The following is a 20,378-nucleotide window of genomic DNA, read 5'->3' as shown; positions in this document are numbered from 1 at the left end:
GGTGGCCACCCCCAAGATCGTCCTCTTCTACGCGTTCACGCCGCTCGCCGACCCGGAGGCCATCCGCGTCTGGCAGCGTGACCTCGGCGAGGCGCTGGGGCTGCGCGGACGGCTGCTGATCTCGGCACACGGCATCAACGGAACCCTGGGCGGCGACCTCCCGGCGCTGAAGAAGTGGGCACGCTCGTTCCGCTCTTATGCGCCCTTCCGCGACGCTGACATCAAGTGGAGCGAGGGCACCGGACTCGACGCGGCGGGCCGCAGCCTCGACTTCCCGAAGCTGAGCGTGAAGGTGCGCGACGAGATCGTGTCTTTCGGTGCCCCGGACGAGCTCCGCGTCGACGCGGACGGCGTCGTCGGCGGAGGCGCGCGGCTCACCCCCGACCAGCTGCACGCCCTGGTCGCCGAACGGGGGGACGAGGTCGTGTTCTTCGACGGCCGGAACGCGCTGGAGGCCGAGATCGGACGCTTCCGCGGCGCCGTCGTGCCGGACACCGAGACCACCAGGGACTTCGTGCGTCTGCTCGACTCCGGCGCCTACGACGATCTGAAGGGCAAGCCCGTCGTCACGTACTGCACCGGGGGCATTCGCTGCGAGGTGCTCTCGAGCCTCATGGTCTCCCGCGGATTCGGCGAGGTCTATCAACTCGAGGGTGGCATCGTCCGCTACGGCGAGACCTATGGAGACGACGGTCTCTGGGACGGATCGCTCTACGTCTTCGATGGGCGAGGGTCCGTCGACTTCTCCGATCACGCGCGCGTCATCGGCGTGTGCGCAGGGTGCGGTGCGGCGACCAAACGCACCGCGAACTGCCCCGACCTCTCATGCCGGATGCAGTTCGTGGTCTGCGCGGACTGCGACGCGGTCGCCTGCCCGACGCACGCGGAGCCGTCCGCCGCGCACCTCTGACCGCCGCGCCTGCCGACCGTCAGACCAGGAGCCGGGAGTCGGAACCCCGCGGCGCATAGAGCGACCGCGGCAACAGCAGCGCCTCGACCCGAGTCCCTCCGGCGACGTGCGCGCGGAGGCTGACGAGCACGGCCCGCAGGGGGACGGCGAGGTCGTCGGCAGCGGCGGACGATCGTGCGTAGTTCGCGCGCTCCACCGCCCTGACCAACCGGCCCAACGCGGCCTCGTCCGCACCTGCCTCCCTGACGAGCCCTGCGGCACGCAACCGCGGGCTCTCCGCGTCCGAGACGGGGATCCGGAGGTCGACCAGGGTGTCGCGCAGCTCCGCCCACGCCGCGGCGGCGTCTCCGTGGGCGGCGCGACGCATCCGGAGGCGCCGCTCGAGGAGCCGGACGACGGCGGGCAGGAGGAGCACGATCACCACGCCGAGTGTCGTGAGGAGGACCGGCGTCGGGTCGAGCCGGCGCAGCTCCCCGGAGTCCGAGGAGCCGGCATCGGCGTCCCTCCGGTCGACCTCAGGGCCCGATGTCTCCTCGGTCTGAGGCGCCGTCGTCGGCGCCGGGGTGGTCGGGCTGCCGTCGGTCCCCCCTCCGGTGATCCCCGCACGGAAAGCCGTGGGGACGCCGAGCGAGGCGGTCGGCTCGAACGGCACCCAGCCGATCCCGGGGAACAGCACCTCGGGCCACGAATGCAGCTGGTCGCTCGACACCGAGAAGATCGACTCGTCTCCGCGCTTCTCGTCGGTCGGAGCCCCCGGGAGGTACCCCACCACGATGCGCACCTGCATTCCCAGGCTTTCGGCCATGAGAGCGAAGGAGCCCGCGAAGTGCACGCAGTACCCGGACCGCTCTTCGAGGAAACGGGCCACCGCGTCGGCGCCGGTGCCGTCGAACCCCTCGTCGACGGGCGTCTCCAGCGAGTACTCGAACTCCGACCGGAACCAGTCCTGCAGGGCGATGAGGCGGTCGTAGTCGGTCTCCTCGTCCGCGGTGACCTCGGTCGCCAGTTGCGAGATGATTCCGGGCAGCTCGACGTCCTCGCCCTCCGCGTCCTCGAGGGGCGGGGCCGCCTCCGTCGCGCGGATCTGCTCCAGCGTCGGCGTCACCCGAAGCGAGGTCACGGTGTAGTCGTTGCCGACCGCATCGGCGCGGCGGGAGAACAGGGTGCGGTTCTCGGGCGAGACGCGCCATGCAGCGCTGAGTCCCTGCACGTCGGTGGCGGGGTAGGGCAGCGGCAGCCAGGAACTCGACATGCGCAGCACTCGGATCGAGGTCGTCTGCTCGGCGGTGGTGATGTCGTCCCCCCACTCCGGTTCGCCGAAGCCGTCGACCTGAGACTGCAGGTCGCCACGATCGGGCTGCCACACGCGGCCGTCGAATCGGGAGAGCGTCGTGAGGCGGAGGTACGGGGCGGCGTCCGCCTTCACGGCCACGGTCAGCACTTCGACGGGGCTCGGCTGCCGCAGATCGTCGCCCAGCCGCAGCGAGGCATCGACGGTCACACCGACCCCGGTGCCCGTGATGGTCGAGCCGACCGGGAGCAGCGGCGTCACGACGAAGGTGGTCGCGAGGGCGGCGGCGCCCACGGCGACCGCGACCCCGGGCGACGATCGGCGTGGCGACTCCGGATGGCGGCGGGCGGTGAAGTGGAACACGAGGAGGGCCACGACGGCGGCCACGACGAACCACCCCAGGTTCGGGGCGCCCAGGGTGATGATCATGGGCACCGCGCCGGTGACGCCCATCAGCACGGTCGTGAGCACGGCGGATCGGTTCGCGATGAGGAGATCGAGCAGGATCGCGACGACCGCGAAGCCCGCGCCGAGGGCCGCTGCGAGTCCCGGAGAGGCCTCCAGCGGGGCGGAGCCGAAGACGATCTCCTCCGCTGCCGCCGCAGCCAGGACCTGGAACCGGCTCAGCGTCGCGGACGTCGGGACGACCCCCGCGACCGCGGTGTCCCCCGCGAGGAGCAGCGTGAGCACGCCGACCGCCACGATGATCTGCGCCAGAAGCGCCACCAGCCCGGCGACGCCCTCCGAGCGCCCGCGCAGGAGGTGACGCACGAGCGCGCCGACCCCCACGACCGCGATGATGACGAGGGACGCGACGAAGGACCAGCTCCCCGGAGCGATGACGGCGGTGAACGGCCACAGCGCCGTGAGTGCGGCGAGCCCGGCGACGGCCGCAGGCGCGAGAACTCCGGGCGGCGGCTCCTCCCGGTCGCGGTGCCAACGTGCGCTCGTGTCGGCGGGGACGGGAGCGGGCTGCGGGCGCTCAGCGCGGAACATCGGCGGCTCCCGTCCGTGCCGACAGCGCGTCGTCCCAGGCGTCCGCCACGTCGACGCCGAGCCGCGTCACCGTCCAGCCGTGGTGGCGGGCGGCGGCCTCCGATCCCGGAAGCGGATCCGTGCTGAACAGCAGCGGCGCCGCAGCGCCGGCCGGGCGCAGCAACGCGGCGTCCTCCTCGTCCAGCCGTCCGGTCACGTAGACGAGCGGTCCCGGCGGAGTCCCGCCCAGGAGGGCGACGAGATCGCGCCTCTCACCGCGCGGCGTCACCATCGCCAGGGCGACGAGGAGTCCGTCCCGGTCGTCCTCGTGTCCGCGGAGCGCGCCGAGGAGCGTGCCGGCGCTGTCCAGGACGTCGACGCTGTACCCCTCCGCTGCGAGGTGGACGGCGGCGGATGCGCACAGGGAGACGGCGGCCTCGAACGCCGGGTCGACGACATCGGCCTCCGGCGCCCAGCCGCCGGCGGCGCGATCGAGCACGACGACCGCGTCCGGGCTCGATTCCTCTTCCTCCTGCCGGACCATGAGCTCGCCGCGGTGTGCCGTGGCCCTCCAGTGGATGCGTCGCATCGAGTCGCCGGGCGCGTAGCCACGGGGCGAGAGGTTGTCGCTGCCCTGGCCGAGGCGGGTGGACGAGGTGTGCGCCGTCCCGCCCGCGGCGCCGATCCGCACGGCGAGCGGGGTGAGCGCGAAGACCTCCGGGACGACCGTGACGGTGCGCGTGTCGCCGAACGCCTGCTCGCGCTGGGCGAGGCCGAACGGATCGACCGTCCGCAGCACGAGGGGCCCCAGGGGCCAGACGCCGCGGCGCACGCCGGTGACGAGATAGCTGAGCTGGGGTGTGTCCGCGGGGTATTCGCCGCTCGAGTCTCCGGTGACCGCGGGGGGAAGGGCGTCGTGCCACAGCCCGTGCGGGACCCGGAGGGCGCGCAACGTGAAGCGGACCGTGACCCGCGAGGTCTCGGACACCGTGAGCAGGTCGGTCGAGATCTGTCGGCTGACGGTCCCGGAACGCCGCGGGAGGCGCACGGCGAGGGCGGCGAACAGCGTGAGCGCCGCGAGCAGGATCCCGAGGTACAGGAGGATCCGAGCGCCGAGGACGTTGGCTGCGATCACGCACGCGAGGGCGGCGAGGAGCGCACCGGTGCCGCGCGGCGTGAGCAGTCGACGTCGGCGCATGATCGCGTGCTCAGGAACGGGTCGCGACGGGGACGCGGACGCGCTCCGCGATCTGGGTGAGCGCCGCCTCGACCGGCTGCGCGCCCGCACGGTGGGCCCCGCGGGCCGGGAGCAGACGGTGGGCGAACACCGGGATCAGCAGGTCGGTGATGTCGTCCGGGATGACGTAGTCGCGCCCGTCCAGGGCGGCCCAGACCTTCGCGGCGCGGACGAGCTGCAACGTGGCCCGCGGGCTGGCGCCGAGGTGCAGGCTGGGGTCGTTCCGCGTCGCCTGGGCGAGGGAGACGGCGTATTCCTCGAGCGCGGGAGCCACATGCACGGCCCGGGCCCAGGCGATGAGCTGCGAGATCGCGGCGGCGTCCGCGACCGGGGTCACGGTCGCCAGCGGGTTCACGACATCGCGTTGCCGGAGCATGAGGGCCTCGGCCGCGGGGTCGGGGTAGCCCATCGAGATGCGCATCATGAACCGGTCGCGTTGCGCCTCCGGAAGCGCGTAGGTGCCCTCCATCTCCAGCGGGTTCTGCGTGGCGACGACGAGGAACGGGTCGGGGAGCCGGTGGGTGGAGCCGTCGACCGTGACCTGGCCCTCCTCCATGGCCTCGAGGAGTGCGGACTGGGTCTTGGGGGAGGAGCGGTTGATCTCGTCGGCGATGACGATGTGGGCGAAGACGGCGCCGCGCTTGAACTCGAACTCGCGATCGACGGGGTTGTAGACCGAGACCCCCGTGACGTCGCCGGGCAGGAGGTCAGGGGTGAACTGGATGCGGCGGACGGTGGCGTCGACGGTCGCGGCGAGGGCGCGGGCCAGCATCGTCTTCCCGACGCCGGGCACGTCCTCGATGAGCAGATGGCCTTCGGCGAGCAGGCAGACGAGGGCGCTGCGCACGGCCTCGGGCTTCCCGTCGATCACCTGGCTGATCGAGCCGAGGATGGCCGCGGTCTGGGAGGCGAATCCGTCGGCGTCGATCGCGACCGGGCTCAGGGGGGCGTTCTCTGGCATGCGTTCCCTCTCGTCCGGCGCAACGATGCGCGTGCATCGATCGTACGCTCCGCACACCCTGCGGGACCATGCCGGGCTGCGGTCGTCGGGTCCCGTCGACGTCGGGTAGAGTGGACGACGGCTCTCCGCGTGGCGGCATCCAGGCCAATTCCCCCAGGGCGGAAACGCAGCAAGGGTAACCGGGCTCTGCTGGGTGCGCGGAGGGTCTTTTCTTTTGCCTGCGTCCAGCCGGCGCCAGGGTGCTCCTGCGAGAATCGAGCGGTGACCGTTCCTCCGTCGGCCAGGCCCGAGCATCCGCTGCGGCGATTCGCGTCGCCCGTGCTGCTGCTCGCGGCCATGTGGGCGGTGCAGTTCGCGGACGCCGTGCTGCCGGGCTCCTTCAGCGGCCTCGGCATCCGTTCGTGGGACCCCGCGGGACTGCTGGGCATCGTCTTCGCCCCGCTGCTGCACGCGAGCTGGGCGCATCTCATCGCGAACTCCGTGCCGTTCCTCGTGCTCGGCTGCCTGGTCGCGGTCGAGGGCACGCGCCGGTTCTGGGCGGTCACCGTGATCGTCGCGGTCGTCGGCGGGCTGGGCACCTGGCTCGTGAACGCCCCCGGCACGCTGACGGTCGGCGCCTCCGGACTCGTGTTCGGGTACTTCGGCTACGTGGTGATGCGGGTGTTCGCTCCCGGCCGTGTCTCGCACCGCATCCTCTACGCGGTGATCGCCGTCGTCGTGATCGGCCTGTACGGCGGCACCATGCTGGCCGGGGTGTTCGGCGTCGCGGACGGCGTGTCCTGGCAGGGCCATCTCTTCGGCGCGATCGGGGGCGGTGCGGCCGCGCTCGCCGGACGGCGTCCCGACCGGCGCCGCGCCGTCGGACGATGACGGCCCCGCGCACGAGGGGGACGGCGGGGACGCGGACCACATCGATCCGGCGGCCCGCCGCTTCGCGCGAGGCCACCAACCGACGGCGCCGCGAGGCTCGCCGTCGGGCCGCCCGGCGTGCCCGGCGGAAGCGGATCCTGCAGCGCGTCGCCGTGTCGGCCGCGGTGGTGGCCGCTGTGGCGGTGCTGTTCGTGCTCATCCCCCTGGGGCTGGCGAGGGATCCGGCGCCGGTCTGCCTCGACCGCCCGTCGACCTTCCCCCAGGCGGGCGTCGCCGGATGGAGCGGCGAACAGCTCGAGAACGCCGCGACCATCATCCGCACCGCCGACGAGCTCGGGTTCGCGCGGGACGGCCAGATCCTCGGCGTCATGACCGCGATGGGGGAGAGCAGCCTGCGCAATATCGACTACGGGGACTGGGAGACGCGCGGCTGGACCAATCCGGATGGATCGCGCACGACGAGCATCGGCCTCTTCCAGCAGCAGGACTGGTGGGGTAGCGCGGAGCAGCGGATGGATCCCGCCACCGCGGCCCGCCTGTTCTTCGAGCGCCTCGGGCGGATCCCCGATTGGCGGTCGATGGCGCCGTCGCACGCGATCCACCGGGTGCAGGTGAACACGGACCGGGACTACTACACGCGGTACCAGGAGGACGCGACGGCCGTCGTCGACGTGCTGTCCGGCCCGTGCGAGTGACGCGCACGTTTGTCACGGCAGCGGCCGGGTGCGGTGTCCGGGTGCCCGCCTAAGCTGGAGCCGTGTCGCGGAGCATCTACATCACCTCGGCCGAAGGCCACACCGGGAAGTCGACGATCGCCCTCGGGGTGCTCGACGCGCTGATGCGCGTGTCGCCGCGCGTCGGCGTCTTCCGCCCGATCGCCCGGGCGGTCGCCGAGCGGGACGAGATCCTCGAGCTGCTGCTCGCCCACGACGGCGTCCAGCTCGACTACGAGGACTGCATCGGGGTCACCTACGACGATGTGCGCGCCGATCCGGAGGGCGCCCTGTCGACCATCGTCGCGCGCTTCAAGGCCGTCGAGGCGCAGTGCGACGCCGTCGTGATCGTCGGCAGCGACTACACGGACGTCGCGAGCCCCGCCGAGCTCGGCTTCAACGCCCGGATCGCGGCGAACCTCGGCGCCCCCGTCCTGCTCGTGCTGAGCGGACGGGACCAGCAGCGGCAGGCCGAGCAGCTCGGCACCACGACTGCCCGGGTGCCCGCCGCCGTCGGCCAGATCGCCGCCCTGGCGCTGCCGGAACTCGCCGAGGAGCGCGCGGAGCTGTTCGCGGTGGCCGTGAACAGGGCCGACCCCGACGCGCTCGATGCCATCGCCGACGCGGTGCGGGCCGTCGTCCCCACCGGTACCCCGGTCTGGGCGCTCCCCGAGGATCGCGCGCTCGTCGCGCCGTCCATCCGCGGCATCGTCTCCGCGGTCGACGGGACGCTCCTCAAGGGCGACGAGGATCGCCTGACCGCGGTCGCGCTGTCGATCGTCGTGGCCGGCATGTCGATGGTGAACGTCCTGCCTCGCCTCACCGACGAGGCCGTCGTCGTGATTCCCGCTGACCGCACCGAGGTGCTGCTCGCCGCCCTCCTCGCCGACTCCTCCGGCACGTTCCCGCGGATCGCCGGCATCATCCTCAACGGGCCCTTCCCCCTGCCGGACCCGATCCTCCAGCTGCTCGACGGCTTCGCCTCCTCGGTGCCGATCATCACCACCGACCTCGGCACCTACGACACGGCGGTGCGGGTGATGGGCACCCGCGGCCGCATCTCCGCCGACTCGCGCGGTCGCTACGACCGGGCGCTCGGACTCTTCCAGGCGCATGTCGACGTGGCCGAGCTCACCGAGCAGCTCGGGCTCGCCGAGTCGCACGTCGTCACGCCGCTCATGTTCCAGTACGGCCTGATGGAACGCGCGCGCTCCGACCGTCGCCACATCGTCCTCCCCGAGGGCGACGACGACCGCATCCTCCGGGCGGCGGCGGCGCTGCTGTCCCGCGAGGTGGCGGAGCTCACCATCCTCGGCGACGACGGTGCGATCCGCGCCCGTGCGGCGGAACTCGGCCTCGACATCGCCGGCGCGCAGGTGCTGAGTCCCACCGACCCGGCCCTCGTGGAGCGCTTCGCCGCCGAGTACGCCCGGCTGCGCGCCCACAAGGGGATCACGCTCGCGCAGGCCGCCGACACCGTCACCGACGTCTCCTACTTCGGGACGATGATGGTGCACCTCGGGCTCGCCGACGGCATGGTCTCCGGTGCCGCGCACACCACGGCCCACACGATCCGTCCGTCCTTCGAGATCATCAAGACGAAGCCGGGGGTGAACGTCGTCTCCAGCGTGTTCCTCATGGCCCTCGCCGACCGCGTGCTCGTGTACGGCGACTGCGCGGTCATCCCGGATCCCACGGCCGAGCAGCTCGCCGACATCGCGATCTCGTCCGCCACCACCGCCCGGCAGTTCGGCATCGACCCCCGCGTGGCGATGCTGTCGTACTCCACCGGCGAGTCCGGGTCGGGGGCCGACGTCGACAAGGTCAGGGCGGCGACGGCGCTCGTGCGCGAGCGCGCTCCCGAACTCCTCGTGGAGGGCCCCATCCAGTACGACGCCGCCGCCGACGCGGCGGTCGCCAAGGCCAAGCTGCCCGACTCGGCGGTGGCGGGGCGGGCAACCGTGTTCGTCTTCCCCGACCTCAACACCGGCAACAACACCTACAAGGCGGTGCAGCGCTCTGCCGGCGCCGTGGCCATCGGTCCGGTGCTGCAGGGACTCAACAAGCCCATCAACGACCTGTCCCGCGGTGCGCTCGTCGACGACATCGTGAACACGGTCGCCATCACGGCGATCCAGGCCCAGGGCGACGAGCGATCGGGGGAGGAGGCGTGAGCGCGATCCTCGTCATCAACAGCGGGTCGTCCTCGCTGAAGTACAGCCTCATCGACACCGCGCACGAGGACGAGCTCGCCAGCGGGCTCATCGAGCGCATCGGACAGGATTCCAGCCCCGTCGCCCACACTGTGCGCCCGGAGCCGGGTGACGGACCGTCGGCGACGATGCTCGACGCCACCTACCGCGACGAACAGGCCATCCCGGACCACGCCGCCGCCTTCGAGGTCATGCGCGCGCAGTTCGCCGCGCACGGCCCCTCCCTCGACGCGCATCCGCCGGTCGCGGTCGGGCATCGGGTCGTGCACGGCGGTGCGCGCTTCTACGCGCCGACCCTGATCGACGCCGACGTCGAGCGGCAGATCGACGAGCTGGCCGTGCTCGCGCCGCTGCACAACCCGGCGAACCTCGCCGGCATCCGGGCGGCCCGCTCCGTGTTCTCCCGCGTGCCGCACGTGGCGGTGTTCGACACCGCGTTCCACCAGACGCTCCCGCCGGCGGCCTACACCTACGCGATCGATGCAGCGCTCGCCGCCGAGCACCGGGTCCGTCGGTACGGCTTCCACGGCACGAGCCACCAGTACGTCAGCGAGACCGCCGCGCGCTTCCTCGGGCGCGACCTCGGGACCCTCCGGCAGCTCGTGTTCCACCTCGGCAACGGCGCCTCGGTCACCGCGATCGACGGGGGCCGCTCGGTCGAGACCTCGATGGGCCTGACTCCGCTCGAGGGCCTCGTCATGGGCACGCGGTCGGGCGACCTCGACCCGGCCGCTCTCGTGCACCTGTCCCGCCGCGCCGGCTACACCATCGACGACCTCGACGCGCTGCTGAACACCCGCAGCGGGCTGGCAGGTCTGGCCGGACGCAGTGACATGCGCGATATCCTCGCGGGGGTGGCGGCCGGAGACGAGGCGGCCACGCTCGCCTTCGACGTCTACGTCCATCGGCTGCGGGCCTACGCGGGCGCCTACATCGCGCAGCTCGGCGGGGTCGACGTCGTGTCGTTCACCGCCGGTGTCGGCGAGAACGCCGCGCCGGTGCGCGCGGCGGCGATGGCGACGCTCGGCTTCGCGGGGATCGAGATCGACCCCGCCCGCAACGAGGCGAAGGAGCGCGGGATCCGCGTCATCTCGACCGATGCCTCGCCCGTGACCGTGCTCGTCGTGCCCACGGACGAGGAGCTGCAGATCGCCAGACAGACCGCCGAGCTGCTCTGATCCGGGTCCGGGGTTACCCCGCGCGCGCCAGCGCCATTACGCTTGCACAGTGGCACGGAGAGGTGCCTTTCCCGACCCTCGTCCTTCTCCTGGAGGCTCTGTGCCAGACGCGCTGCCCGACCTGTTCCACGCCGACGGTGTGCTGTTCGACCTCGACGGCGTCCTCACGCCGACCGCCGAGGTGCACATGCGCGCCTGGAAGGCGGTCTTCGACGACGTCTTCGCCCGCTGGGACATCACGCCGCCGTACACCGACGAGGACTACTTCGCCTACGTCGACGGCAAGAAGCGCTACGACGGCGTCGCGAGCCTGCTGCGCAGCCGCAACGTCGAGGTCCCCTGGGGATCCGTGGACGATGACCCGTCCGCCGAGACCATCTGCGGGATCGGCAACCGCAAGAACGCCGCGTTCGCGACGTCCCTCCGCAGCCAGGGCATCGCTCCGTTCCCCGGCTCCCTCGCCGTGGTCGAGGCGCTGCACGCCGCGGGGATCCCGCTCGGCGTCGTCTCCAGCTCCAAGAACGCCGAGGAGGTGCTGGCGGCCGCCGGTATCCGGTCCTTCTTCCGCGTCGTGATCGACGGCGTCGTCGCCGAGCGCGAGCACCTCGCGTCCAAGCCCGCGGCCGACATGTTCGCCGCCGGTGCCTCGGCCCTCGGCGTCGACCCGGCCCGCAGCATCGCCGTCGAGGACGCCACCTCCGGTGCCGCTTCCGCCGCCGCCGCCGGCTACGCCGTCGTCATCGGCGTCGACCGGGGCGCCGGCGCGGATGCACTCCGCGCCGCCGGCGCGACCCACGTCGTCGACGACCTCGGTATCCTGCTTCCCGCCGCCCGCACCGACACCCCGGAGACCGCATGATCGACCGCGACCGCTTCCCCGTCGACCCGTGGCGTCTCATCGAGACGCGCTACTCGGAGGAGGGCGTCGGCGAGACGCTGTTCTCGGTCGGCAACGGCTACCTCGGGCTCCGGGGCAACCACATCGAGGGGCGCGGCGCGCAGGAGCACGGCACCTTCATCAACGGCCTGCACGAGACGTGGCCGATCCGGCACGCCGAACAGGCCTACGGCTTCGCCGAGGTCGGCCAGACGATCGTCAACGCCCCCGACGCCAAGGTGATGCGGCTCTACGTCGACGACGAGCCGATCTCCCTCGACGACGCCGACGTGCGCGAGTACGCCCGCACCCTCGACATGCGCACGGGTGTGCTGGAGCGGCGCGTGGTCTGGGAGACCCCCTCCGGCAAGCGGGTGCGTATGCGGGATCAGCGTCTCGTGAGCTTCGAGGAGCGGCACCTCGCGGTGCTGCGGCTCGAGGTCGTCGTCGAGAACGCCAACGCCCCGGTCACGATCAGCTGCCAGCTGCTCAACCGTCAGGACGGGGCGGGCGTCTACGCCGGCTCCCCGATGACGACCAAGGGCGCCGCCTTCGACCCGCGCAAGGCCGAACGCATCGCGGACCGTGTGCTGGAGCCGGCCGAGCACTGGCAGGACGGGCTGCGCTCCGCGCTGTCGTACCGGGTCGCCGCGTCCGGGATGACCGTCGCCGTCGTGGCCGACCACATCATCGAGACGGAGAACGACTACAACGTCCGGACGCTCATCGAGCCGGACATCGCCAAGAACGTCTTCCGCGTGCAGGCGAAGGCCGGCGTCCCCATCACGATCACCAAGCTCGTCAGCTACCACTCGTCCCGCGGGGTGCCCCCGCGGGAGCTCGTGGACCGCTGCCGTCGCTCGCTCGACCGGGCAGCGGACGAGGGCGTGGAGACGGTCTTCCGCCGCCAGCGCGAGTGGCTCGACGCGTTCTGGGAGCGCAGCGACGTGCAGATCGGCGGGCGCGACGACCTGCAGCAGGCCACCCGCTGGTGCCTGTTCCAGCTCGCTCAGGCCTCGGCCAGGGCGGACGGCGCCGGTGTCCCCGCGAAGGGGCTGACCGGCTCCGGCTACAGCGGCCACTACTTCTGGGACACCGAGATCTACGTGCTCCCGTTCCTCACCTACACGACGCCGCGCTGGGCCTACAACGCGCTGCGAGCAAGGGTGAAGATGCTCCCCGCGGCGCGCCGCCGGGCCGCTCAGCTCAACGAGGCGGGCGCGCTCTTCCCGTGGCGCACGATCAACGGCGAAGAGGCCTCGGCGTACTACGCCGCCGGCACCGCGCAGTACCACATCAACGCCGACATCAGCTTCGCGCTCGGCAAGTACGTGCGGGCGACCGGGGACGAGGCCTTCCTGCGGCGCGAGGGCGCCGACGTCGCGATCGAGACCGCGCGGCTCTGGGCCACCCTCGGCTTCTGGCGGGGATCGCGGCTCGTGGAGCAGTCCGGTGCCGGCGACGGCCTCCAGACGTTCCACATCCACGGCGTCACCGGCCCGGACGAGTACACGACCGTCGTGAACGACAACCTGTACACGAACGTCATGGCGCGGTACAACCTCCGTTACGCGGCCAAGGTCGTGCGGGAGATCCGCGACAGCTACCCGGAGGACTACGCGGCCCTCGTCGAGCGGACGGGCCTCGGCTCGGGTGAGGCGGAGTCCTGGGAGAGGGCGGCGGAGGCGATGTACATCCCGTACAGCGAGAGCCTCGGCATCCACCCGCAGGACTCGCTGTTCCTGGAGCGGGAGGTCTGGGACCTCGCGAACACCCCGGCCGACCAGCGCCCGCTGCTGCTGCACTTCCACCCGCTCGTGATCTACCGCTTCCAGGTGCTCAAGCAGGCCGACGTCGTGCTGGCGCTGTTCCTGCAGGGCAACCACTTCTCGCCCGAGGAGAAGAAGGCCGACTTCGACTACTACGACCCGCTGACGACGGGCGATTCGACCCTGTCGGCGGTCGTGCAGTCGATCCTGGCAGCCGAGGTCGGCTATCAGGACCTCGCGCAGAAGTACTTCGAGCAGTCGCTGTTCGTCGATCTGCACGACCTGCACCACAACGCGGCCGACGGCGTGCACGTCGCCTCGGCCGGTGGCGTGTGGACGGCCCTCGTGTGCGGCTTCGGCGGCATGCGCGACTACGGCGGCGACCTCAGCTTCGACCCGCGGCTCCCCGAATCCTGGCCGTCGTTGTCGTTCCCGCTGCAGTGGCAGGGCACGGCGATGCAGGTGACCGTCACGCGGCACGAGCTGCGGGTGCAGGTGCGCAGCGGCCCTCCGGTGCCGTTCAGCGTGCGCGACAACGCCTACATCGCGACCCTGGAGGACGAGGTCATCGTCCCCCTCTCGAACCAGGGACCCGTGATCCCCGGACGCCCGACGCTGCAGGAGTTCGCCGACGCCCGCCGCGACGACGGCACGCGGCTCTCCGCCTCGGTTCCCGTGATCACGAGCGCGATCCCCGTCATCGAGACGATCGACTGATCGCCGACCCACCCCTCTGCGTGTGTCCCACCCCGTTGCGGACGCACACAGAGGGGTGGCTCGCGTGAAAGGGGCCGGGTCGACCGGGAGGGGAGCAACGTCGGTGGCACGCCGTAGGCTGGAGGGGTGACCACAGCCCTCTACCGCCGCTACCGACCCGAGACGTTCGGCGAGATGATCGGGCAGTCGCAGGTGACCGATCCGCTCATGACCGCGCTGCGCGGCGACCGCGTGGGCCACGCCTACCTGTTCTCCGGCCCGCGCGGTTGCGGCAAGACCACCTCCGCGCGCATCCTCGCGCGGTGCCTGAACTGCGCCGAGGGGCCGACCGACACCCCCTGCGGGACGTGCCCGAGCTGCGTCGAGCTCTCCCGGGCCGGCGGTGGATCGCTCGACGTGGTCGAGATCGACGCCGCGAGCCACAACGGCGTCGACGACGCGCGCGACCTGCGGGAACGGGCCACCTTCGCCCCGAGCCGGGACCGCTTCAAGATCTTCATCCTCGACGAGGCGCACATGGTCACGCCGCAGGGCTTCAACGCGCTGCTGAAGCTCGTGGAGGAGCCCCCGCCGCACGTCAAGTTCATCTTCGCCACGACGGAGCCCGAGAAGGTGCTCGGCACGATCCGCTCGCGCACGCATCACTACCCGTTCCGGCTGGTGCCGCCCGCCGCGATGCTCGAGTACGTCGAGAAGCTGTGCGCGGAAGAGGGCGTGATCGTCGAGCAGGGTGTGCTGCCGCTCGTCGTCCGCGCCGGAGGCGGTTCTCCCCGCGACACGCTGTCGCTGCTGGATCAGCTGATCGCGGGATCGGATGCCCCGGCCGGCTCCGAGACCGTCACAGTCGGCTATGCGCGGGCGGTGGCGCTGCTCGGGTACACCCACGGGGCCCTCCTCGACGAGATCGTCGACGCGCTGGCGGCGGGCGACGCCGCGACCGCCTTCCCGGCCATCGACCGCGTGGTGCAGACCGGGCAGGACCCGCGGCGCTTCGTCGACGACCTCCTGGAGCGCCTGCGCGACCTCATCGTCATCGCCGCCGTCGGCTCCGGCGCTTCCGCCGTGTTGCGCGGCATCGCCGAGGACGAGCTCGACCGGATGCGCCGCCAGGCCGAGTCCTTCGGCGCCGCGCGGCTCTCCCGCACGGCCGACGTGGTCAGCGCGGCGCTCGACGACATGTCCGGCGCCACGTCACCGCGGCTCCACCTCGAGCTCATGGTCGCCCGTGTGCTCGCTGCCGCTCCCGGTGGCTCGGCCCCCTCCGGCGCCTCGGCATCGGGTGCGCTGCACCCGCCGGCGACGACGCATCCGCCGGTGATCCCGCCGACTTCGGCACCGCCCTCGGCGACCGTCGCGCCCGAGCCCGAGACGGCGACGCCCACGGCATCGGCCTCGTCCGCGCCGGCCCCCTCGGCTCCTGCGCCGGCCCCCTCCGGTCCTGCGCCCGCCGAGCCCGAGTCCTCCCCGGAACCCGCACCCGCTCCGGTCCCGGAGTCGTCCGCACCGTCCGCTCCCGTCACGTTCGACCGCGTCCGCGACGCCTGGCCGGCCGTGCTGAAGCGCCTCGAAGGCATCAGCCGCACGTCCTGGCTGCTCGCCACCGCTGTGCAGCCGCTGGCCTACGACGGCGAGTCCGAGGTACTGACCCTCGGATTCACGAGTCAGCACGACGTCGCGAAGTTCAAGGGGACCACGCCCGGATCCGGACCGTCCGACCACCTCCGCACGGCCATCGAGCAGGAGATCGGGGTACGGGTCAAGTACCTGCCGGCCCCGATGCCGCCCGGCGGTGCGCCGCGACAGCCCGCTTCCTCGGGATCCGCCGCCCCGACCGACACCGCTCCCGCATCGGAGCCTGCGTCAGCGCGTCTCTCCCGCCCGCAGACCCGCGCCGCCGCCCCCGTGACGGAGTGGGCGGTCGCACCCATCCCGACGACAGCGGCCGCCGCGCCGGCAGCGCCCCTCGCCGTCGACGAGGAGCCGGAGGAGGTCGAGGCCGCCTCCGCCGCGCCGACCCCGCCGGCCGACGGCAGGATCGATCGCGATGAGCCGCCACTGCCCGGCGACGACGACGCTCCCGCGTTCGACGAGGAGCCGCCGTACGATCCGGCCTACGAGCCGCCGGCTCCGTACGACCGCCCTCCCTCCCCACGCGCGACTCCGGCGGCGGCCCCGCAGGCGGCCGCGCGCACGGCCCCCGCGGCCGCTGCACCGGTCGTCGTCGAGCGCACCCCCGCCGCCGGCGGCGTGCAGCGCTACGGAGAGGCCGTGATCCGCCAGGTGCTCGGCGCGACGTTCCTTCGCGAAGAGCCCTACGAGCCCCCCACGAGGTTCTCCTGATGTACGACGGCATCGTCCAAGAGCTGATCGACGAGTTCGGCCGCCTTCCCGGCATCGGCCCGAAGTCGGCGCAGCGCATCGCTTTCCACATCCTGCAGACGCCGACGTTCGACGTCGCCCGTCTCGCCGAGCTGCTGACCGAGATCCGCATCCGGGTCCGCTTCTGCGAGATCTGCGGCAACGTCGCGGAGCAGGAACGCTGCGCGATCTGTCGCGACCCACGCCGCAACCAGGCGCTGATCTGCGTGGTCGAGGATGCGAAGGACGTCGCCGCGATCGAGCGCACGCGGGAGTTCCGCGGCCTGTACCACGTGCTCGGCGGCGCGATCAGTCCCATCGCGGGCATCGGCCCGGACGACCTCCGGATCGCCCAGCTCATGACGCGGCTCGCCGACGGCACCGTGCAGGAGGTCATCATCGCCACGAACCCCAACCTGGAAGGGGAGGCGACGGCGAGCTACCTGAGCCGGCTCCTGACGACGATGCAGATCACGGTTTCGCGGCTCGCCTCGGGCCTCCCGGTCGGCGGCGACCTCGAGTACGCGGACGAGGTGACGCTCGGCCGGGCCTTCGAGGGCCGGCGCGTGCTGTGACCCCGCAGTCCGGCTTCTCCCGCCGGGGCTGGCTGCTCTTCGGAGTCATGGCCCTGCTCTGGGGCGTGCCCTACCTCTTCATCAGCGTGGCGGTGGATTCGATCTCCCCGCCCGCGATCGTGGCGGGACGGACGCTGATCGCGGCTCTCCTCCTGCTGCCGTTCGCCCTGCGCAGCGGCGCCCTCCGCGCGGCGCTGCGACACTGGCCGTGGGTGCTGGCGTTCGGGGCCGTGGAGATGGCCGGACCGTTCCTCCTCCTCGGGCACGCCGAGATGACGCTGCCCTCCGGCATGACCGGACTCCTCGTCGCCACCGTGCCGCTGTTCGCCGCCCTCATCGCGCTGGGTGGTGGCGACCGCGGCGTGCTGCGTCCCGCCCGCGGCATCGGCCTGCTGGTCGGCTTCATCGGCGTCGCCGTCGTCGTGGCGGGGCCGGGGCTCTTCGGGGGAGAGGTGAGCCTGCTCGCGGCGGGGGAGGTGCTGCTCGTCGCGGTGCTGTACGCGATCGCGCCGTTCATCGTGGCCCGCAAGCTGAACGACGTCCCCTCGCTCGGCACGATCACGCTGTCGCTGCTCATGATCGGCATCTTCTACCTCCCGATCGGTCTGCTCACGCAGCACGAGATGCCGACGCTCCCATCGATCGGTGCGCTGCTCGCCCTCGCCGTCATCTGCACGGCGCTGGCGTTCCTGGCCTTCTTCGCGCTGATCCGCGAGGTCGGGCCGGTCAGGGCGCCGCTGTTCACCTACGTGAACCCGGTCGTGGCGATCGTGCTCGGGGCCATCGTCCTCGCCGAACCCCTCACCCCTGGGCTCCTCCTCGGATTCCCGCTGATCATCATCGGGTGCTGGTTCGCCGCCACCGGAGGGCGGCTGCGCCCGGTGACGCCCGTTCCGCCCGCCCCCGCCTGAGCCGTCACATGCGCGAGGCGGCATGCGCGCCGATCGTAGAATGACCGTGGGCGGATCCGCCCGACATCCCAGGGAGTGAACGTGGCCCTCATCGTGCAGAAATACGGCGGCTCGTCCGTCGCCGACGCAGAGAGCATCAAGCGCGTCGCCAAGCGCATCGTCGACACCCGTCGCGCCGGTCACGACGTCGTCGTCGCCGTGAGCGCCATGGGCGACACGACCGATGAGCTGCTCGACCTCGCGAACGAGGTCGCGCCGATCCCGGCGCCGCGCGAACTCGACATGCTCCTCTCCAGCGGCGAGCGGATCTCGATGGCGCTGCTGGCGATGGCGATCCACTCGATGGGCTTCGAAGCGCGGTCGTTCACCGGCAGCCAGGCCGGCATGATCACCGACTCGCAGCACGGCGCGGCGCGCATCGTCGACGTCACGCCCGTGCGACTCCGCGAGGCGCTCGACGAGGGCGCCATTGTCATCGTCGCCGGCTTCCAGGGCTTCAACCGCGACACCCGCGACATCACCACGCTCGGCCGTGGCGGATCGGACACGACGGCCGTCGCGCTGGCGGCCGCGCTGTCGGCGGACGTCTGCGAGATTTACAGCGATGTGGACGGCATCTTCACGGCCGACCCGCGGGTGATCCCGAAGGCGCAGAAGCTCGACCACGTCTCCAGCGAGGAGATGCTGGAGCTCGCCGCCAATGGCGCCAAGGTCCTCTACATCCGTGCCGTGGAGTACGCCCGCCGGCACGGCGTCCTCATCCACGCCCGGTCGACGTTCTCGTCGGCCGAGGGCACATACGTTCTGGGCGAGGGCATGAAGAACCCTCGCGAAGCCGAGGGAGCAGTCATGGAAGAACCGATCGTCGCCGGCGTCGCCACCGACTTCAGCCAGGCCAAGATCACCGTCGCCGGGGTGCCCGACGTCCCGGGCAAGGCCGCCGAGATCTTCAAGATCGTCGCGAAGTCCGGTGCCAACGTCGACATGATCGTGCAGAACGTCTCCGCCACCGGGCGCACGGACATCTCCTTCACGGTCCCCAAGGCCGACGCCGCTGCCGCGCTCAAGGCCCTCGCCGGCGAGCAGACCGAGGTCGGCTTCCAGAACCTCATCCACGACGACCAGATCGGCAAGCTGTCCGTGGTCGGCGCGGGGATGCGCACGCACTCCGGTGTCTCGGCGACCCTCTTCGAGGCCCTGTCCGCCGGCGGCATCAACATCGAGATGATCTCCACCTCGGAGATCCGCATCTCGGTCGTGCTCCGCGACACCGACCTCACCGAAGCCGCGCGCACCGTGCACACCGCCTACGGTCTCGACGGCGACGCGGAGGCTACGGTCCACGCCGGCACCGGCCGCTGACCCCGGCCACTCTCACCTCGCGCCAGCACAGGCGTTCGCGCGGGTTCAGGCTGTCCTGTCCACACGTGCCTGATCTCCCGCGTTCGCCTGTTCGCGCGGGTCTGCCTGTTCTCCAGGGGCCGCGCCAGCACAGGCGTTCGCGCGGGTTCAGGCTGTCCTGTCCACACGTGCCTGATCTCCCGCGTTCGCCTGATTCGCCGGGGTGGCCTACCTCCGTGAAACAGGCGGGCTTCGGGGTGGTCGCGGCGCGATAGACTCGCGGAAACCCTGACACCGGCGCCAGGCGCAGCCTCAGCATCCCGACGCCGCGCCCGAAGCCTCGTACGCCGTACCGCACGAAGCCAAGGAACATCATGACCCGCATCTCCGAATCAGGACTCTCCGTCGCCATCGTCGGCGCCACCGGCCAGGTGGGCACTGTGATGCGCGAGATTCTCGCGGAGCGTTCGTTCCCGATCCGCGAGCTGCGGCTGTTCTCCTCGGCGCGTTCCGCGGGCACGGCGATCGAGTTCGGCGGACAGACGGTCATCGTCGAGGACGTCGAGGCCGCCGACCCGTCCGGGATCGACATCGCGCTGTTCTCCGCCGGCGCCACCGCCAGCCGCGCCTACGCCCCCCGCTTCGCCGAGGCCGGCGCCGTGGTCGTCGACAACTCGAGCGCTTGGCGCATGGATCCCGAGGTCCCCCTTGTCGTCAGCGAGGTGAACCCGCACGCGATCGACGACCGGCCCAAGGGCATCATCGCGAACCCGAACTGCACCACGATGGCGGCGATGCCGGTGCTCAAGGTCCTCGACGCCGAGGCCGGACTCGAGCGTCTGATCGTGTCGACCTACCAGGCGGTGTCCGGCTCCGGACTCGCCGGCGCACAGGAACTGCTCGGCCAGGTCGAGGGCGTGCTCGCGCAGGGCGACACCCTCCGCCTCGTGCATGACGGCTCCGCGGTCGACTTCCCCGAGCCCGAGAAGTACGTCGCGCCGATCGCCTTCGACGTGATCCCGCTCGCGGGGAATCTCGTCGACGACGGGGACAACGAGACCGACGAGGAGAAGAAGCTCCGCAACGAGAGCCGGAAGATCCTCGAGCTGCCCGACCTGCGCGTCGCCGGCACCTGCGTCCGGGTGCCGGTGTTCACCGGTCACTCGCTCTCGATCCACGCGGAGTTCTCCCGCGACCTGACTCCGGAACGCGCCACGGAGGTGCTGAGCGCGGCGCCCGGCGTCGTGCTCGACGAGGTGCCGACCCCGCTGCAGGCCGCGGGCAAGGACCCGAGCTTCGTCGGTCGCATCCGCGCGGACCAGTCGGCTCCGGAGGGCAAGGGTCTCGTGCTCTTCATCAGCAACGACAACCTCCGCAAGGGAGCGGCGCTGAACGCGGTGCAGATCGCCGAGGTCCTCGCGGAGCGGCTCGCCCCGGTCTCCTGAGGCTGCATGGTCTGCGGTGTCCTGGCCGCGAACTAGA

General features: G+C 71.8%; 15 protein-coding genes and 1 other RNA gene. 13 read left to right on the top strand and 3 right to left on the bottom strand.

From position 1 onward, the window contains the following. The first annotated feature begins 1 nt into the window (after position 1). Positions 2-910 (top strand): oxygen-dependent tRNA uridine(34) hydroxylase TrhO, encoded by a 909-nt coding sequence (trhO, locus tag WFJ36_RS12330; protein WP_292788280.1) that lies wholly within the window; start codon positions 2-4, stop codon positions 908-910. Positions 911-929: 19 nt separating this feature from the next. Here the strand turns inward: trhO and WFJ36_RS12325 are convergent, their stop codons facing one another. Genes WFJ36_RS12325 through WFJ36_RS12315 form a run of 3 tightly spaced genes read right to left on the bottom strand, consistent with a single transcriptional unit; the run spans position 930 to position 5,374 of the window. Next, entirely contained in the window at positions 930-3,197 is a 2,268-nt protein-coding gene (locus WFJ36_RS12325; protein WP_336643381.1) for a transglutaminase family protein, read from the bottom strand. Next, a complete protein-coding gene (locus tag WFJ36_RS12320; protein ID WP_336643380.1) occupies positions 3,184-4,374 on the bottom strand; it encodes a DUF58 domain-containing protein in 1,191 nt (396 codons plus the stop codon). Before WFJ36_RS12320 ends, WFJ36_RS12325 begins: the two co-directional genes overlap by 14 nt. 10 nt (positions 4,375-4,384) lie before the next feature. Then, positions 4,385-5,374 carry an AAA family ATPase gene (locus tag WFJ36_RS12315; RefSeq protein ID WP_336643379.1) on the bottom strand — a complete coding sequence of 330 codons (990 nt, stop codon included), beginning with the start codon at positions 5,372-5,374 and terminating at the stop codon, positions 4,385-4,387. A gap of 116 nt (positions 5,375-5,490) precedes the next feature. On the opposite strand from WFJ36_RS12315, the gene ffs reads away from it, so the two are divergent. The 12 genes from ffs to WFJ36_RS12255 all read left to right on the top strand — a co-directional run bounded on the left by ffs (position 5,491) and on the right by WFJ36_RS12255 (position 20,341). After that, positions 5,491-5,587: signal recognition particle sRNA small type (ffs, locus tag WFJ36_RS12310), an RNA gene on the top strand. 48 nt (positions 5,588-5,635) lie between these two features. Then, positions 5,636-6,244 carry a rhomboid family intramembrane serine protease gene (locus tag WFJ36_RS12305; protein WP_292788288.1) on the top strand — a complete coding sequence of 203 codons (609 nt, stop codon included), beginning with the start codon at positions 5,636-5,638 and terminating at the stop codon, positions 6,242-6,244. Continuing rightward, positions 6,241-6,939 carry a hypothetical protein gene (locus WFJ36_RS12300; protein WP_336643378.1) on the top strand — a complete coding sequence of 233 codons (699 nt, stop codon included), beginning with the start codon at positions 6,241-6,243 and terminating at the stop codon, positions 6,937-6,939. Before WFJ36_RS12305 ends, WFJ36_RS12300 begins: the two co-directional genes overlap by 4 nt. 62 nt (positions 6,940-7,001) lie before the next feature. Then, a complete protein-coding gene (gene pta, locus WFJ36_RS12295) occupies positions 7,002-9,131 on the top strand; it encodes a phosphate acetyltransferase (protein ID WP_336643377.1) in 2,130 nt (709 codons plus the stop codon). Continuing rightward, entirely contained in the window at positions 9,128-10,348 is a 1,221-nt protein-coding gene (locus WFJ36_RS12290) for an acetate/propionate family kinase (protein WP_336643376.1), read from the top strand. Before pta ends, WFJ36_RS12290 begins: the two co-directional genes overlap by 4 nt. A 100-nt stretch (positions 10,349-10,448) precedes the next feature. After that, positions 10,449-11,207 carry a beta-phosphoglucomutase family hydrolase gene (locus tag WFJ36_RS12285; RefSeq protein ID WP_292788294.1) on the top strand — a complete coding sequence of 253 codons (759 nt, stop codon included), beginning with the start codon at positions 10,449-10,451 and terminating at the stop codon, positions 11,205-11,207. Beyond that, the gene (locus tag WFJ36_RS12280; RefSeq protein ID WP_336643375.1) at positions 11,204-13,711 is read left to right on the top strand and encodes a glycoside hydrolase family 65 protein; all 2,508 of its coding nucleotides are present in this window, start codon (positions 11,204-11,206) and stop codon (positions 13,709-13,711) included. Before WFJ36_RS12285 ends, WFJ36_RS12280 begins: the two co-directional genes overlap by 4 nt. A 126-nt stretch (positions 13,712-13,837) precedes the next feature. After that, a complete protein-coding gene (locus WFJ36_RS12275) occupies positions 13,838-16,051 on the top strand; it encodes a DNA polymerase III subunit gamma and tau (protein WP_336643374.1) in 2,214 nt (737 codons plus the stop codon). Next, complete coding sequence (recR, locus tag WFJ36_RS12270) at positions 16,051-16,644, top strand: recombination mediator RecR (protein WP_025104255.1); 594 nt, start codon at positions 16,051-16,053, stop codon at positions 16,642-16,644. Before WFJ36_RS12275 ends, recR begins: the two co-directional genes overlap by 1 nt. Then, entirely contained in the window at positions 16,641-17,555 is a 915-nt protein-coding gene (locus WFJ36_RS12265; protein ID WP_336643373.1) for a DMT family transporter, read from the top strand. The genes recR and WFJ36_RS12265 overlap by 4 nt, the downstream gene beginning before the upstream one ends. An 81-nt stretch (positions 17,556-17,636) precedes the next feature. Continuing rightward, a complete protein-coding gene (locus WFJ36_RS12260) occupies positions 17,637-18,917 on the top strand; it encodes an aspartate kinase (RefSeq protein WP_025104257.1) in 1,281 nt (426 codons plus the stop codon). A gap of 353 nt (positions 18,918-19,270) precedes the next feature. Continuing rightward, the gene (locus tag WFJ36_RS12255; protein ID WP_336643372.1) at positions 19,271-20,341 is read left to right on the top strand and encodes an aspartate-semialdehyde dehydrogenase; all 1,071 of its coding nucleotides are present in this window, start codon (positions 19,271-19,273) and stop codon (positions 20,339-20,341) included. Positions 20,342-20,378 lie beyond the last annotated feature (37 nt).

The organism is Microbacterium sp. MMO-113 (genome assembly GCF_037148555.1).
Classification (GTDB): Bacteria; Actinomycetota; Actinomycetes; order Actinomycetales; family Microbacteriaceae; genus Microbacterium.
This window is presented reverse-complemented; position numbering and strand designations above follow the sequence as displayed.

Bases quoted from the DNA above. Each gene is read 5' to 3' on its own strand.
- WFJ36_RS12300 (WP_336643378.1), top strand. From the start codon at position 6,241: ATGACGGCCCCGCGCACGAGGGGGACGGCGGGGACGCGGACCACATCG.
- WFJ36_RS12325 (WP_336643381.1), bottom strand. From the start codon at position 3,197: ATGTTCCGCGCTGAGCGCCCGCAGCCCGCTCCCGTCCCCGCCGACACG.
- WFJ36_RS12280 (WP_336643375.1), top strand. From the start codon at position 11,204: ATGATCGACCGCGACCGCTTCCCCGTCGACCCGTGGCGTCTCATCGAG.
- WFJ36_RS12315 (WP_336643379.1), bottom strand. From the start codon at position 5,374: ATGCCAGAGAACGCCCCCCTGAGCCCGGTCGCGATCGACGCCGACGGA.
- WFJ36_RS12320 (WP_336643380.1), bottom strand. From the start codon at position 4,374: ATGCGCCGACGTCGACTGCTCACGCCGCGCGGCACCGGTGCGCTCCTC.
- WFJ36_RS12255 (WP_336643372.1), top strand. From the start codon at position 19,271: ATGACCCGCATCTCCGAATCAGGACTCTCCGTCGCCATCGTCGGCGCC.
- recR (WP_025104255.1), top strand. From the start codon at position 16,051: ATGTACGACGGCATCGTCCAAGAGCTGATCGACGAGTTCGGCCGCCTT.